This window comes from Gimesia aquarii, from assembly GCF_007748175.1.
Taxonomy (GTDB): domain Bacteria; phylum Planctomycetota; class Planctomycetia; order Planctomycetales; family Planctomycetaceae; genus Gimesia; species Gimesia aquarii_A.
In genome coordinates, this window is sequence record NZ_CP037422.1 from 4,655,244 (window position 1) to 4,669,193 (window position 13,950).

The 13,950-nt window shown below is 42.9% G+C and carries 13 protein-coding genes; 5 read left to right on the forward strand and 8 right to left on the reverse strand.

Going from position 1 to position 13,950, the window contains the following annotated elements:
* Positions 1 to 90: 90 nt before the first annotated feature.
* From V202x_RS17715 to V202x_RS17725, 3 genes are all read right to left on the reverse strand, one after another.
* Complete coding sequence (locus V202x_RS17715) at positions 91 to 543, reverse strand: hypothetical protein (protein WP_145177801.1); 453 nt, start codon at positions 541 to 543, stop codon at positions 91 to 93.
* A gap of 180 nt (positions 544 to 723) precedes the next feature.
* Positions 724 to 1,812 carry a carbon-nitrogen hydrolase family protein gene (locus V202x_RS17720; protein ID WP_145177803.1) on the reverse strand — a complete coding sequence of 363 codons (1,089 nt, stop codon included), beginning with the start codon at positions 1,810 to 1,812 and terminating at the stop codon, positions 724 to 726.
* A 207-nt stretch (positions 1,813 to 2,019) separates the two neighbouring features.
* On the reverse strand, positions 2,020 to 2,466 hold the full coding sequence (locus V202x_RS17725) for a MarR family winged helix-turn-helix transcriptional regulator (RefSeq protein WP_145177805.1): 447 nt from the start codon (positions 2,464 to 2,466) through the stop codon (positions 2,020 to 2,022).
* Between the two features lie 295 nt (positions 2,467 to 2,761).
* Here V202x_RS17725 and V202x_RS17730 point away from each other — a divergent pair, with 295 nt between their 5' ends.
* Positions 2,762 to 3,430 carry a CIA30 family protein gene (locus V202x_RS17730; protein WP_145177807.1) on the forward strand — a complete coding sequence of 223 codons (669 nt, stop codon included), beginning with the start codon at positions 2,762 to 2,764 and terminating at the stop codon, positions 3,428 to 3,430.
* 13 nt (positions 3,431 to 3,443) lie between these two features.
* Entirely contained in the window at positions 3,444 to 4,040 is a 597-nt protein-coding gene (locus V202x_RS17735; RefSeq protein WP_145177809.1) for an SOUL family heme-binding protein, read from the forward strand.
* A 100-nt stretch (positions 4,041 to 4,140) separates the two neighbouring features.
* Here V202x_RS17735 and V202x_RS17740 read toward each other — a convergent pair whose 3' ends face one another.
* From V202x_RS17740 to V202x_RS17750, 3 genes are all read right to left on the reverse strand, one after another.
* Positions 4,141 to 5,415 (reverse strand): lactonase family protein, encoded by a 1,275-nt coding sequence (locus V202x_RS17740; RefSeq protein ID WP_145177811.1) that lies wholly within the window; start codon positions 5,413 to 5,415, stop codon positions 4,141 to 4,143.
* Between the two features lie 147 nt (positions 5,416 to 5,562).
* Complete coding sequence (locus tag V202x_RS17745) at positions 5,563 to 6,531, reverse strand: MJ1477/TM1410 family putative glycoside hydrolase (RefSeq protein WP_145177813.1); 969 nt, start codon at positions 6,529 to 6,531, stop codon at positions 5,563 to 5,565.
* 114 nt (positions 6,532 to 6,645) lie between these two features.
* A complete protein-coding gene (locus tag V202x_RS17750; protein ID WP_145177815.1) occupies positions 6,646 to 7,800 on the reverse strand; it encodes a xylose operon transcription regulator XylR in 1,155 nt (384 codons plus the stop codon).
* Positions 7,801 to 7,953: 153 nt separating this feature from the next.
* Between V202x_RS17750 and V202x_RS17755 the strand changes: the two genes are divergently transcribed.
* From V202x_RS17755 to V202x_RS17765, 3 genes are all read left to right on the forward strand, one after another.
* Complete coding sequence (locus tag V202x_RS17755) at positions 7,954 to 8,919, forward strand: DUF1559 domain-containing protein (RefSeq protein ID WP_145177818.1); 966 nt, start codon at positions 7,954 to 7,956, stop codon at positions 8,917 to 8,919.
* 226 nt (positions 8,920 to 9,145) lie between these two features.
* Complete coding sequence (locus V202x_RS17760) at positions 9,146 to 9,577, forward strand: carboxypeptidase regulatory-like domain-containing protein (RefSeq protein ID WP_145177820.1); 432 nt, start codon at positions 9,146 to 9,148, stop codon at positions 9,575 to 9,577.
* A gap of 256 nt (positions 9,578 to 9,833) precedes the next feature.
* Positions 9,834 to 11,426, forward strand: coding sequence for an alpha-L-fucosidase (locus V202x_RS17765; RefSeq protein ID WP_145177822.1), 1,593 nt, complete (start codon positions 9,834 to 9,836; stop codon positions 11,424 to 11,426).
* Positions 11,427 to 11,624: 198 nt separating this feature from the next.
* Here the strand turns inward: V202x_RS17765 and V202x_RS17770 are convergent, their stop codons facing one another.
* Positions 11,625 to 12,797 (reverse strand): hypothetical protein, encoded by a 1,173-nt coding sequence (locus V202x_RS17770; RefSeq protein ID WP_145177824.1) that lies wholly within the window; start codon positions 12,795 to 12,797, stop codon positions 11,625 to 11,627.
* A complete protein-coding gene (locus V202x_RS17775; RefSeq protein ID WP_145180652.1) occupies positions 12,787 to 13,311 on the reverse strand; it encodes an RNA polymerase sigma factor in 525 nt (174 codons plus the stop codon). The genes V202x_RS17770 and V202x_RS17775 overlap by 11 nt, the downstream gene beginning before the upstream one ends.
* Positions 13,312 to 13,950 lie beyond the last annotated feature (639 nt).

A 13,950-nucleotide genomic window follows, 5' to 3' on the forward strand; every position in this document is an offset into this window, starting at 1 on the left:
TAACCTATCAGTGATGTTAGTATGATTGGACGAGAAACCGCGGAGTACGCGTGATTGAAATCAGCGCAGCTCCGCGTTCAAAGGAATTCACTAGCAAGCGGCTTCCTGTCGTTCTTCGGCTAACTTATCACGCAAGCCTTTAAGACTATTAATGCGTGCTCCAGCGATCCAATCGCCTTCGCTTACATCCTCAAAGAAGACCCACACACGGTTGTATGCCTCTTCTTCATCCCACACTGAACCCTCAGCCTCATAAATTGCGCGGGTTACGTCTTCTCCCAATCGATGCTTATTTTCGTTGTTGAGTAACGATTGCAGTGTTGTGAATCGCAGACGGTAAATTGGTTTCGGAGGAGCGCCGGAAACCTGTGTCACATGGTTGGCAGGCATTTCGTGCAGATAGACCCAGGTAAATTCCTTGGCAAACTGACTGCCTTCAAGTCCTTCATAGCCAATTGCTATTTGCCCGAGCTTAGTTGGTAACTCTGTTTTTGCTGCTTCAGATAAAGCGCCCTTCTGATACTGGATATCGATGACTGGCATGACATTTCTCCTTGTGTTTTGATGAGATTTAAATCATTGAATTAGCTGACGGTTTCTGTAACGCGTTTGACTCTGGAACTTCCGTTATGATGAATTAAAATACATGTGCTCCTCCTTTTTAAAAATAAACGAAAATAATCTGTATATGCAGATAAAGGTAGAAAAAAATAGCAAATCATTTTAGTGTGTCATAGTTTGCAAATTCGGGAGCTCAACTATTCCAGTGCTTTCCTTATAACCTGGAAAATCAAACCGACTTCTGTCTCCGCGACTGTGAATGATTGATTTGTGTTGCAAATGGTCCACTGGAGTAGCCGCCATTGGTCGGGTGACATGGTATTCCTCTGTATTTACCATCAGGCTCAGCAGATCAGGTCGTGCATAGTGTCCTACGGCATCATGAAAATAAGCCCAGTCAGCAATCGCGCTAAAATCGAGATCGGCATACAAGATCGTTTCTTCATCTATGACTGGTCCTGCCAGCAATTTTCCGCCGGGAGCAATGATAGATGAGAGACCACCACCCATCCGTAGTTTGTCAGCTTGATAGTCGGTTTCGCACAGTTTGTTAAAGCCTGTCTGGTCTAACGCGCCATGTACATTGAGGACAAAACAGTCACCTGCATGAGCGTGGTATCGAGAACAGAGGTCCGACAGCATTTCAAACTGATCCCACCAGGGCGAAATTGCCATTCCTCCGACCCAGGCCCCCACGTGAATCTGTGGTCGTTCTGCGATCACGGCATGACGCATCAAGTCCATTGAGTGTTCCCAACAGAGTAAGCCGCTGAGACGGTAGTTTTCAAAATCATAGGTTTTGATGTTTTTGCCGCCACCTCCGAGTCCCCAATGAGTTCTTTCTGCATGTGTAGGCATAATTTTACGATGTTTACCTAGCAATTCTCCACGTCGGTTGATGAACAGCAGTGTGTTGTAACAACTATTTCCTTCTCGCTCACTCACTCCCATCACGATGTCGATACTATTTGTGCGAGCGCTCTCGCATAGTATATCTGTCGTTTTGCTGTTAACTTCAACGTTGTTGAGAAACCACTCTTTGAACAAAGACTGATACCAGTTAGGTGCACCAAGCCAGATATGGTAAGGATAACCTGGTAGAAACGATTCAGGAAATCCAACGAGTTCAGCGCCTGCGTTGGCCGCTTCCTCAATCAAGGCTACTGCTTTGTCGAGCGTTTTTTCACGATCATACAAAACAGACGCTGCTTGTACTGCAGCCGCTTTGACTGTCTGTGGTTGATTGGACATCTTTTTCTCCTTTTTGAAACGAATATCGAAATGTCACTCAGCTTTGAATAGAAACAGAATTATTCAAGAGACCATAACTATTTGTAAATTGGTGGCTGTTGCTGAACTTAGCAGCGTTAGGTTGAAATGGATTTGATTTTTGTGGTTTGCTCCTTGTTTTGATTAATAAACTTAAGTCTGTATATGCAGGTAATGGGTTAAAAAATATTATATGCTGAGCCCCTGTTGTCTGGCAAAAGATTGCAGTGTTGCTACCCCACTCTCGCCTAACAGTTCGCTTGCTTTCTTCTGAGCCTCGCTCCAGATGGGAATTGCCTGATGCAGTAGTTTTTTTCCCTTAGTTGTCAGTTGATATGGACGTTCACGAGCATCTTCTCCGATGGCTTCTTCTAGCCACCCATTGGAATGCATGCGTTCCAAGTTACGACTCAGAGTAGAATCATCAATTTGTAATTGGCTACATATGTCGGACTGTCGAAGTAGGCCCCGTTCTTCGGCAAAAGCGAGCATTGCCAACTGCGGCACTCTCAATTTTAAAGGGCGAAGTGCATCATCATAGATTTTAGTGATCACACGATTTGCCAATCGCATCCGTAAGGCGATACACGATTGTGAGATCAATTCTGCTTTTAGTGGTTTTTTACTACTTGACATATTAGTCTCCTATATCTGTATATACAGAAAAAAGAAATGTGTCAATAATCAATCTAAGAATTTGTGGATAATCTGGCTCTTTTGATACTGGTGATTCAAAGAAATTTTTGTTGGACTTAGAATTTTAATTATCAATACTGTGTATCGAGCAATTAATCATTCTGTAAGGACTTGTCATATCACCTGTTACATCTATAAAACTATTGAATTTATGTGCTCGTTCTGGACGGAATTAGTATAATAAACGGCTATTGATAGAATTAAGTCGGTGTAGCTGAATTTAGGGAGTTTAGTAATGGTTCGTTTTTTCAAAGACACGGTTCTAGTAGCGTCTGTGATCAGCGTCATTTTGACTACAAATACTCGAGCCATCGGTGGAGATCTTATCGACACTGGAGCAAATGCGAGTTCGTTCAAGTTACTCGCTAAGGTTAACTATGGTCTGAAGCCACGAATCTTATTTGATTTTTCAAATCAAAAGGCCGGTAACCAATGGCAAACTGTCAATGACGGTGTAATGGGAGGCATTTCAAAGGGGCGTTTTCGAATTTCGAATGAGGGAAGGCTGGAATTCTTTGGAACTCTGTCACTCGAAAATAACGGCGGTTTTGCTTCAGTTCGTTCGCGACCCAAACAGCTGAACCTGCAGGTTGGAGACACACTCCTGACTCGAGTGAAAGGTGATGGTCGGAAATACTCATTAAATCTATACCTGCCAATACGTCGTGTTGCATTTTCTTATCGTATGGAATTCAAAACGGAAAAAGACAAATGGATTGAATTACGCTTGCCACTTAAAGACTTTGTCGCCACTTCGTTTGGAAGAATTGTCGCGAATGCTGGACAAGTCAACGCACCACAAGTCAATTCGATTGGTTTCTTACTCGGTGATAAAAAAGCAGGACCATTCAAGCTGGATGTCGATTGGATTAAAGTTGAAGCTGCACAGACTGAAAAATTATAAGAGTGAATTCAAAATGGCTAGAAAAAGAATGATCTATTTCAGCGTTGTTATCGTCGTAGGCGTGCTTGGCTATTATGGCTGGAAGCTGACTGCCAGAACTGCGTATGAATCGGCGGAATACAAAGTACTTAAAGCAGAGAGCCCCTTTGAAACTCGCGAATATCCAGATCTGATGCTGGTGACGACCAATATGCAGTTTAATTCGCAAGGCGACGATGGAAGCTTTATGCGATTATTTCGATATATTGACGGTGCCAATGACGATCAGCAAAAAGTAGCGATGACGACACCCGTTTTCATGGAACCTAAAGGCTCTGAGGAATCAGGTCAAATGGGATTTGTTGTCCCAAAAACTGTCACGAAGCAAGGTGTTCCCAATCCGGCAAACAAGAAAGTTCGAGTACAAAAGCGTGTTGGTGGGCGTTTTGCCGTGGTCCGATTTAACGGAAGAATAAATGAAAAAACAGTCGCAAAAGAAGAAGAAAACTTACGCAAGTGGATGAGCAAAAAAGGTCTGATTGCTGATGGTGATTCTGAGTACGCGGGCTACGATCCTCCCTGGACTCCCGGTCCCTTCCGCCGCAATGAAGTTCTGATTAGATTGAAGTAGAACTATTCAACTAAAGCGAAAACGAAGATCTCATTACAGGCTTATCTGGTCGTGGAATCAGATTAATCAAAAACACTAATCTTCAAGGTTCAATTCATTTTTAACGATCTGCTTTTGCAAGGTCTAGAAAGACAATATGCGAAGGGTTGCCTACCGCAGCGTAGTGGTTGGTGAATTTCAATTTGCCAGTTTTCTTATTTATCTGAAAGACTGCAATACTATCTGCCCGTTGATTGCAACAATATAAAAACTGTCCTGTAGGATCAAAACTGAAACTGCGTGGGTAATTTCCTCGTGTCCATTCTTCACCAATGAAGGTGAGTTTGCCCTCAGAACCAACAGAAAAAATTCCGATGCTGTCATGCAAACGGTTGCCTGCATAAACAAACTTTCCATCGGCTGAAACAAGAATTTCTGAGCAAAAGTTGCTTCCCTCAAATTCAGCTGGGAGAGTGGAAATGGTTTGCCGCGAAGTTAGCTTTCCCACCTTAGAGTCATAATCGAACAAAACAATTGTCGAACCTTCTTCTTGAATGGAGTAGAACCAACAACCATTGGGATGAAAATGGAAATGCCGAGGGCCATCACCTGGAGGGAGGGAGATTGCGGGTGGATCATTTGCGGTCAGTTTTCCAGTTTTATCATTAAACTTCCAGATATAGATTTTATCTAAGCCCAAATCAACGTGCAGTACAAATCGTCCTGTAGGATCGGATTGAATCATATGTGCGTGTGTTCGATCATGACCACTGATGGCAAAGCTACCTTTCGGTGCATTTGTGGCTGTTGTAGGGCCAATTTTTCCAGCATCGTATTTAAGATCTGTCGTGTTTCCCAACCGACCATCCTGCAAAATGGGAAGCACCGATACTGAACCACCAAAATAATTAGCAATCAGTAGAAAGCGACCGGAAGGATGAATGCTCACATAAGTGGGACCTGCTCCACCAGAGCTAACCGTGTTGAGTGACTTTAATTTTCCATCTTGCTTGTTGATACTGAATGAGCTGACTGTCCCGTGATTCTCTTTTCCCACACGATCTGTTTCATTAGTGGAATAAAGATGAGTGCCTGATGCATTGACAGCCAGGCAACTCGGGCTTGTCCCCATTGCATGAATGCCCGCAGGTGTCATTGCCCCGGTCTCGCGATTGATCTGGAAAAGATGAATACCACGCCCATTGCCGGGTGGCAAGTCAACTTGAGTCGCCAACATATCGCGCAGGGGAGAACTGAACGTGCCTACGTAGGCAATCAGTGGTCTACTTGCCTCATTCGTTTCTGCTTGAACCAAGCCTGTGGTAAATGGAAATACCCCCGACATTGCAACTGAAGTTTTAAGAAACGCGCGGCGAGATTGATTGGGAGGATTCATGGATGTGATTCTAAAATAGTAAGGGTATAAGATAATATAAGGAAGTCATTTAATTATATTGTGTATAGAGTAGGCCTGGAATTCAATTCAAGGCAGATGAACTAATTCTTAGAACTTTTTCTGTAAGCCTTAAATATTCATGCACTTTCAGTCCTCACTTACAGCAATTCCTAAAATTGAGAGATTTCGGTTTGTGAGTAACAGAAACATATCATTTGATTTTGCACTCTTGCTTGAATACTCTCTCACAACTTTCTTCTTTCCATATTCAATGAGAAAGACAGGCTTGCGGACTCTTTGAATATTTTTGAGGAATCTGATCATTCCTTCGATGTGATCCTGCTTCTGTTTTTTATTTCCAGTTGTGAAGAGATCCTCAATACCGATTGAATCTATGGAATTTACATATTCGGGCTCTGTCAATAGTTGTGCCGCATTTTGAGGAATGATTAAAAAGTGAGGTTTGGTTTTACGCGCATGTAGTGCAATCTTGCGGACCCATGCAATCATGTCTTGACGGTAGGTATTGCCGGTTGCAGGGTTTATTCGATTGTCCACCCATTTATTGTTCTTCGCGTCATATTCGTAGAATTCAAAGGCATCGACAATATCCAGGTAAATCCCATCAAATCCTTGATTCTTGATTTCATCTACATATTTCAGGATGATATTCTGCCACGACCTGTGCCAATAACGTACCTTATAGTTTCCTTCCCAATCTGAATTAAGGGTATTCAAAAATGACGGTGCTCCTTTGTCAGGCTGGCCGTCCTGGTTTGTATCCCAATGACTTTGCCAATAGGGACGGTAATCTTCGGCCTCACCGATAGAAATGTACGCAACAACTTTGCGACCAAACTTACCTTTACGAATACTCTCAATTTCATCTGAAGTCCATAATCCATTTATATCTGTATTATACGCATAATCTAAAACGATGAGATCACGTCCGCTCGATGCCAGTCTCTTGACCGCCTCATTTCTAGAAGAGGCAAGTTTGTCAGCTTGAAGGACGTAAGTCATTGACCTTGCATTTAAAGTGATTCTTTCCTCCCCATGGAGAAGAATTGGTGTAAAGATAAAAAACAAATATAATAAGTGAGAAAGGTGATTCATTTGATTTCATACTCAACGGATTGTAACAGTGAAAAAAGTCATTTTGTAGTTTATCAAATAGCATTGTCATATAGAGCAAGAATTGAATCATCTCCATAGTACTTGATTGAATTTTCAAGATTCTGTTTTTGACCTTTCGCGATATTTGCCTGGGGTGATTGCATTTTTGGTTTTAAAGATTGTGCTCATGTGTTCGACGTGATTGTATCCAGAGAGCTTTGCAATTTTCTCCAGATTGAAATCGGTTTCCGTCAGCAGTTCTTTTACACGAATCATTTGCAATCGCATGATTTCTTCTTTGGCAGAGTGCCCAATATACTTTTCGAATCGGCGTGTCAATGTGGCTCTTGTTAATGGGAATCTTTTTAACACGTCATTCACATTGATTCCATCACAGGCATGATCGCGAATGTATTGAATTGCTTTTGCAATGAGTGGATCATCGATGGCAAAAATATCACTCGACTGACGCGCAATCACACCTTGTGGTTCAATCAAAATTGGCTCATCTGGTACTGCTCCTCCTTGCATAATTTGATCCAAAACGGAACATGCACGATATCCTATTTCCTGAAGACTGTGTGCAACACTGCTCAATGGTGGATTTGCAAGTTCGCAAAGATACTGATCATCATCAATTCCAATGACGGCAACTTCGGCTGGAACGGCAATCCCAAGTTCATTGCAAACATCTAACACCCGAACACCGATGACATCATAAGCTGCAATGATCCCTACTGGTTTGGGAATTTCCTGGAGCCACTTTGTCAATTCCGCTTGATGAGTTGGCCAGTCTAAGAGGCCACCTTCAGCGTTCGATGGATCACAGCAGGAGTGAAATATTGATTGATCTAGAAAATTGACGATAGCTTGATATCGAATGTCTGACCAGGTTGTGCCCTGAATACCCGCAAAACCGATTGTTTTATAACCTCGATGTAGAAATTCCTGTGCGGCCAAAATCGCCAGGCGTCGATCGTTCGTGTGTACGATGGGAAAATGGGGATCATATATTTCCCCAAGTGAAACTGTGGGAATCTTGAGTTTCTTGACTGCATCAAACACAGTCGCATTGGAAGTTCTTAACAAGATTCCATCAGTGGGGCGTTGCTCAATCCACTCAGGTAAAGGATCATCCAAACCTCGTTCGTTGATAAAAATAGACCAGTGCCGATGGCTCCTTACATATTGGGAAATTCCTTCAATAATCCCGCGCCCATATGTTTTGGATGTTTCCACAAGAACAGCAATCTGCGGTCGATAAGCCATAGTCAGATTATCTATTGGATTATTTAAGAAATAAAGTTGTGTGAAAAAACCTTAATATTTTATCTCATAATCTCATTGTCACTACACAATTTCAGCGTAAAAATCATTAAATATCACACAAATCATTTCTATCTATTTTCAAGGGAAGATTTCATGAAAAGCTTGACCAGGCGTCGTGGTTTTACGCTCATTGAATTGTTGGTAGTCATTGCCATTATTGCCATTCTGATTGCTTTGTTGCTTCCTGCAGTGCAACAGGCCCGAGAAGCTGCTCGAAGGAGTACATGCAAAAATAACCTGAAACAGATTGGTTTGGCACTCCATAACTATCATGATGTACACCGCACTTTCCCTCCTGCAATTTCAGCACAAAATGACGATGCGAATGGGTATACAGAGCAAGGAAACTGGGGATGGCCCGCTTACTGCTTCCCATTTCTTGATCAGGCTGCATTATACAATCAAATGGATGTTTCTGGTCAAAGTTTAGCACAGGCTTTGGCTGACCCCGTGTTGGCGAGTGTGGCAGCGACGCCACTTCCTGTTTTCTTGTGCCCCTCAGATCCAAAACCTGCCATAAATGATTCGCGTCGGATTAGAGATTCTGCTAATCAACCTCATTTTCTGGCGGGATCTAACTATGTAGGAAGCTCGGGGCATAATATGGCGAGAATGGTAGAACCAGTTGGTACGGAATTCTGGAATCGCCCTACAGGGGTCTTTTTCAAAAACAGCAATGTACGGATACGCGATATTATCGATGGGACAAGTAATACCATTCTTGTGGGAGAACGTGTTTACGGGAAGCTTCCCGTAGCAGCATCAAATAATGGAAGATCAGGAAGTGCATTTGGAGCTTCAGGTTCGACAGGTGATTGGAGAGGGATTCCTGATGTGAGCTTTGCAGCCGGTGTTCCAATGAATGATCCATTGCACTGGGCTTTTGACCGTGCAACTTCCAGTCAGCATGTCGGAGGCCTTCATTTCCTCCTCTGTGATGGATCGGTTCGTTTTGTGAGTGAGAATGTGAATCAAGGTGGTGGAGGTTGGGGGCACGATAACGCTATCTACGAGTTGTTATGTGCTATTAACGATGCTGAAGTGATCGGTGAATTCTAGAAAAGATTTCATTCCAATTGTAATGTTTTGATTTTACTAAAACAATCAGGGGGGGAAGGAAGATTCCTGTCGACTCTTCCTCTCTCCTGGATTAATTTGATATTTTTGCACGATGCATTCTTCAGAAATGTGTCAAACTTAAAAGTTGCTTAAGAGGAGTTTTACTCTTGAGTCTTTTTAGTTCTTTCCTGTCTCAATTGACTATCTTTTTATAGGGAGGTCAAACATGTCTTGCGCCAATCGCTTTGTTTTATTCTCGTTACTATTTCTGTTTTTCCAGGTTGGTTGTGGTGATCGTGGTGACCGCCCCGAACTCGCATATGTTTCGGGAACCGTTACACTCGATGGAAATCCTGTAGAATCTGCGAGGATCATTTTCATGCCCACCGAGGGGAGCGCACCGCGGGGCGCAATCGGGGTCAGTGATACTGAGGGAAAGTACGAATTGATCTATATCAATGAAAAAGGGTGCCCCCCTGGAAAGTTCAAAGTAGCCATCACGACGCGCGGACAAAAATATGATGATGAAGGGAATTTTGTTGGCGCGCGGGAAGAATCGATCCCGGCGAAATATCACAACGAAAATAAAACTAAGTTGACGGCCAACATTTCTCTGGATGATGAGAACGTGGTCGATTTTTCCTTAAAATCAGAATAGTGTCCATTATTTCTACCCCTTTGATTTATACTCTGATTAAACGATTAAGTGTGTCAGAACAATGTTTGTTAATGAACGATTGAGAAGTTAAAGCTAATGAAGGCGGAAAATTCATGTGAAATTGTTTCTGAGCATGTATTTAAGGAGGACTGAGCGGACGAATTTCAGCTGTATTTGCTGAGACAGAGAGTTATAATGGTAAGTACTGATGTTCTAGTGGTACTACCTCATTAGCTTTCTATCAAAGGCGAATTTTATGCCCTCTTCATGGGTCATTCAGGTTCTAATTTTATCTTCACTCATTGGCTTGGCTTCGTCTGAGGCCAATGCGCATGATAAGCAGCAGCCGATTCTCTCAGAAAGCGTACTTCTTGAGAAGATTAAAGCCATTGCTCACAAAGGCCCCTTTCAACCTGATTGGAACTCTCTCGAAAAATACAAGATTCCAATGTGGTATCAGGATGCCAAGTTTGGAATTTTTATTCATTGGGGGGCTTACAGTGTGCCCGCTTTTGGAAGTGAGTGGTATCCCCGCTGGATGTATATCGATAAAAAAACATGGCGTGGAAATACTTATGCACATCATGCCAAAACCTATGGTCTCCACAAGGATTTTGGTTATAAAAATTTCATTCCCTTATTAACGGGAGATAATTTTAACGCGGCGCAGTGGGTGAAACTCTTCAAAGATGCGGGAGCACGCTATGTAGTGCCAGTCGCAGAACACCATGATGGTTTCGCTATGTACGATAGTAATCTGACGCGTTGGAATGCAGTCGACATGGGGCCTAAGCGAGATATCATTGGCTTACTTGAAAAAGAAACTCGCAAAGCGGGTCTGAAATTTGGGGTTTCCAGTCATCGGGCCTTTAACTGGGCGTACTTTCCACGTAAGCCACATTTTGATAATGTTAATCCTCACTATTTTGATCTGTATGGTCGTGATCATGAATTTCTATACGCGGATGATGTGTATGACTTGAGTAAACCCTGGCCTCCACAGGACATGGCATTTAAAAACCATTGGCTCGCCCGTACGGGTGAACTAGTAGAAAAATATCATCCTGATCTGATCTGGTTTGATTTTGGGATTTCTCCGATCTGGGTGAAATCCTATGACACCAATCCGTTTCAAAAACACCTCAAAAAATTTGCTGCGTACTACTACAACGATGCAGCAAAAAATCATCAAGAGGTTGTGCTGAATTATAAATTGAACGCATTTCCGGAAAGCGCAGCTGTGTTGGATATCGAACGCGGCAAGCTGGCAGGGATTCGCCCGCTACTTTGGCAAACGGATACTTCTGTCAGCTTTAATTCCTGGGGACATATCCGTGATCAACACTACAAACCTGTGAATTTAATCGTAGATGATCTGGTTGATATCGTCTCAAAAAATGGAGTGTTGCTTCTCAATGTGTGTCCCAAACCTGATGGCAGCATTCCCCAGATGGAACAGAACATGTTACGAAAAATTGGCGAATGGCTGAAAATGAATGGAGAAGCAATTTATGAAACACGTCCCTGGTTAACTTATGGAGAAGGGCCCAGCGTGACCATCGAAGGGGAAAAACAGGAAGAGAAAAACAAGGGATTTACTGCCCAGGATATTCGCTTCACCACTCGAGGCGATACTCTCTATGCCATAATTCTTGGTTGGCCAGAAGAACGACAGGTTTTGATCAAATCTTTGGCGAAGAATGATAATGGTACTCTGAAGAAAGTCAGAAGGATTAAGCTGCTTGGCTCTGAAGATTCGGTGAAGTGGAAGCAAACCAGCACTTCTTTGAAAGTGACCTTACCTGAAAAAAGTCCTTGTGATTTTGCTGTGGTACTAAAAATTGAATAGAGATTGACCATAAAGGCAACCAGAGTGAATCAAAGTCGTGATGGGTACGACTCATGTCATTAACCATTATACTGAATATCTTCGATGACATGACAACAGCAAAACTTTGGCAATTCCATCACTGAATTTTTAGCTTCATCACAAGAAGCGTCAAAGAACTGTCTCGTGTTTTGATCGAGACGGCGTCTCATATTTTTGCTATGGTTCCGAAGTGTCATACTTTCGCTTTCGGGCCTCTTCCCGGATCGCACGTCGATTCGCTTTTGTCATGGGGACGTTCTTCCGAACCTGTGGCTGTGAAGATGTCAAAGGTTGAACAACCAAGGTAACTGTGTCCTGTGGTGGATGACCCATACGAGTTAGGAGTTCAACCAGATCTTCCTCGAATCTTTTGCGCCACAAGTCCTCGTAGGTTCGTTGGCTAAAGGCTACGATCTCATCGGCAGGTATATTGTTCAGCGATTCGAGCTTAAACCACTCCTCTCCGAGCTTGACTTCTGGTTGGGATTCCTGCCATCGCACTCCGGCGAAGGGAGATATCTTCGGATAGCCTTCACTGGTAAGGTGAGAGGAGTTTGAAGTAATCGCCATGTTGATCATGTAAACCAGGAACAGCATGATGACCACAATAGTAAACAAGCCAATGGCTATTCTGGCCGGAGAAGTGCAAGACGTTGGAAGTCTGTCTTGCGCAAAGGGCAGCCCAGGCAAGCTGACACGATCATTTACGCCTTCAACGTTCGTTTCATCTCGGAGGCTTGTAATCAAGGTCAATAGTTCCTGTCGTCTTGGTTCTAGCTGCAAATGTACGTATCTTTTATTTAGATAATAGATGAAAGAATATAATGCGAATAGAAAGATGGAGAGTCCGATGAAGAACATAAGAGCAGCCAACCAGCCTTCAGATCGTGACTCCCAGGAAACTTGGGCAAAAAAAGCCATGATTGAAATGCTGGGGGGGAGCAAATACCACCAGAAGACATTGCGGAGCAACCAGATTTGATCCTCCACCTCGGTTACTGAGCGTTTCACGCAAATAAGGAGTGGTTCATCCGGTTGACTGGGCTTTTGCTTGTGCCTCATTCGATATACCAGCATGAACCCGGCCATCCAAACGAGAACGGGGACTGTCAAATACCATGTCCATGGCGAAGATGTCACAGCTCCGAGATAGAACCATAACGGAATCATGAGCAATGCGATTCCTATTTCGCAAAAATCGCGCCAGAAGATCGCAGATCGGAAACTTAGCTGGTCATATTGTGCTTCTTTGCGTAGTAAATCGGCATCGATGATGACACGTGTCTGCGACGAATGCGCCTGCCAGGCTTGCTGATAATCGTCAGGATTCATATGGCTATCAGGGTTCATGTGACTGGCCTTTCATCAGTTCGTTTAAAACTTTTTTTGCCCGGTTCAATTTCACACCCACATTGTTTTCAGAGATGCCTAACACTTCGGCCATCTCTCGATAGCTGAGTTCATCAAGGTAAAGCAGTACCAACGCCGCGTCGGTTTTCGGTAACTGATTGATTGCTTTGTAGAGTTGTTCAACGGTATCTCGATGCTGAGCTTGCTCTGCGCTGTCAACACAGTCAGTTGCTATGGCCTGAACCTCCAGTAACGGTTGTTGTCTTGATCGTCGCGGTTTGTCCTTTCTATTCCAATTCATAGCGGTTTGTAGTGCGACTCGATAAAACCACGTTGCAGGAGCAGCCTTACGCTCGAAGTTTGGTAGGGATTGCCAAGCTTGCAGCAGTATTTCCTGAGCCAGGTCCTGACATTCCTCACTAGTGAGGGTATAAGCACGCGCAACCTTTATTACAGTGGCGCCATTCTCGTCGAGCCAGTTTAAGAATAATGACTTTTCATCATCGTTCAGCAACGCAAAATCTCCTTTCAGAAGTATTGGTAGCTCCAACAAGCGTTGACTTACAGAAAAGTCCAAAATTACATAAAAATTCCTGATTATGAAGTGACCGAAATGGATCTAATAGCTCAGGTACGTGAATTAATCCTTTAAAAATTTCTATCTTACTAACTACAATTTTAGAAGATCGCCTAGCTCTATTCAGGAATGGATAGAGACAGAATATGAATCCATCCTGCTACGAACACTGGATTCGATAAGCGATAGTCTAAAGCCAATTATGTTATCATTCTCCAGCAGACATTCTCAGGTGAATCGAACTGATAAATTAGAGTTCCTATCAACATGCAGTGCTTTTCTTTGATGAAGATTCGACACTAGATTAGATTGAGGGAAAATAAATCAATTAAAATAGGTTCGTCTGAAAAAATTGGAATGAATGGATATTTAAGAGTTAATTTTTCAAAGTTAAAAATCTCATTTTGCGATCAAATCGTTTTATACGGGCATTCAAAATAATGGAGAGCCGGGTTCTTCGCTGTTTTTAACATATTTTTTCAATACGATCTTTATTCAGAAAAAGTTGATCGTTAACTCTCATGAGTTCTTATGGTATTTATCTGACCAATTCTGAAAGCGAGTTCTTTGGTGCAT

What these genes read in the sequence shown, in the direction of transcription:
- V202x_RS17735 (WP_145177809.1), top strand. Translation starts at nt 3,444, where the DNA reads ATGGCTAGAAAAAGAATGATCTATTTCAGCGTTGTTATCGTCGTAGGC.
- V202x_RS17745 (WP_145177813.1), bottom strand. Translation starts at nt 6,531, where the DNA reads ATGAATCACCTTTCTCACTTATTATATTTGTTTTTTATCTTTACACCA.
- V202x_RS17765 (WP_145177822.1), top strand. Translation starts at nt 9,834, where the DNA reads ATGCCCTCTTCATGGGTCATTCAGGTTCTAATTTTATCTTCACTCATT.
- V202x_RS17720 (WP_145177803.1), bottom strand. Translation starts at nt 1,812, where the DNA reads ATGTCCAATCAACCACAGACAGTCAAAGCGGCTGCAGTACAAGCAGCG.
- V202x_RS17755 (WP_145177818.1), top strand. Translation starts at nt 7,954, where the DNA reads ATGAAAAGCTTGACCAGGCGTCGTGGTTTTACGCTCATTGAATTGTTG.
- V202x_RS17770 (WP_145177824.1), bottom strand. Translation starts at nt 12,797, where the DNA reads ATGAACCCTGATAGCCATATGAATCCTGACGATTATCAGCAAGCCTGG.
- V202x_RS17725 (WP_145177805.1), bottom strand. Translation starts at nt 2,466, where the DNA reads ATGTCAAGTAGTAAAAAACCACTAAAAGCAGAATTGATCTCACAATCG.
- V202x_RS17730 (WP_145177807.1), top strand. Translation starts at nt 2,762, where the DNA reads ATGGTTCGTTTTTTCAAAGACACGGTTCTAGTAGCGTCTGTGATCAGC.
- V202x_RS17760 (WP_145177820.1), top strand. Translation starts at nt 9,146, where the DNA reads ATGTCTTGCGCCAATCGCTTTGTTTTATTCTCGTTACTATTTCTGTTT.
- V202x_RS17740 (WP_145177811.1), bottom strand. Translation starts at nt 5,415, where the DNA reads ATGAATCCTCCCAATCAATCTCGCCGCGCGTTTCTTAAAACTTCAGTT.
- V202x_RS17715 (WP_145177801.1), bottom strand. Translation starts at nt 543, where the DNA reads ATGCCAGTCATCGATATCCAGTATCAGAAGGGCGCTTTATCTGAAGCA.
- V202x_RS17750 (WP_145177815.1), bottom strand. Translation starts at nt 7,800, where the DNA reads ATGGCTTATCGACCGCAGATTGCTGTTCTTGTGGAAACATCCAAAACA.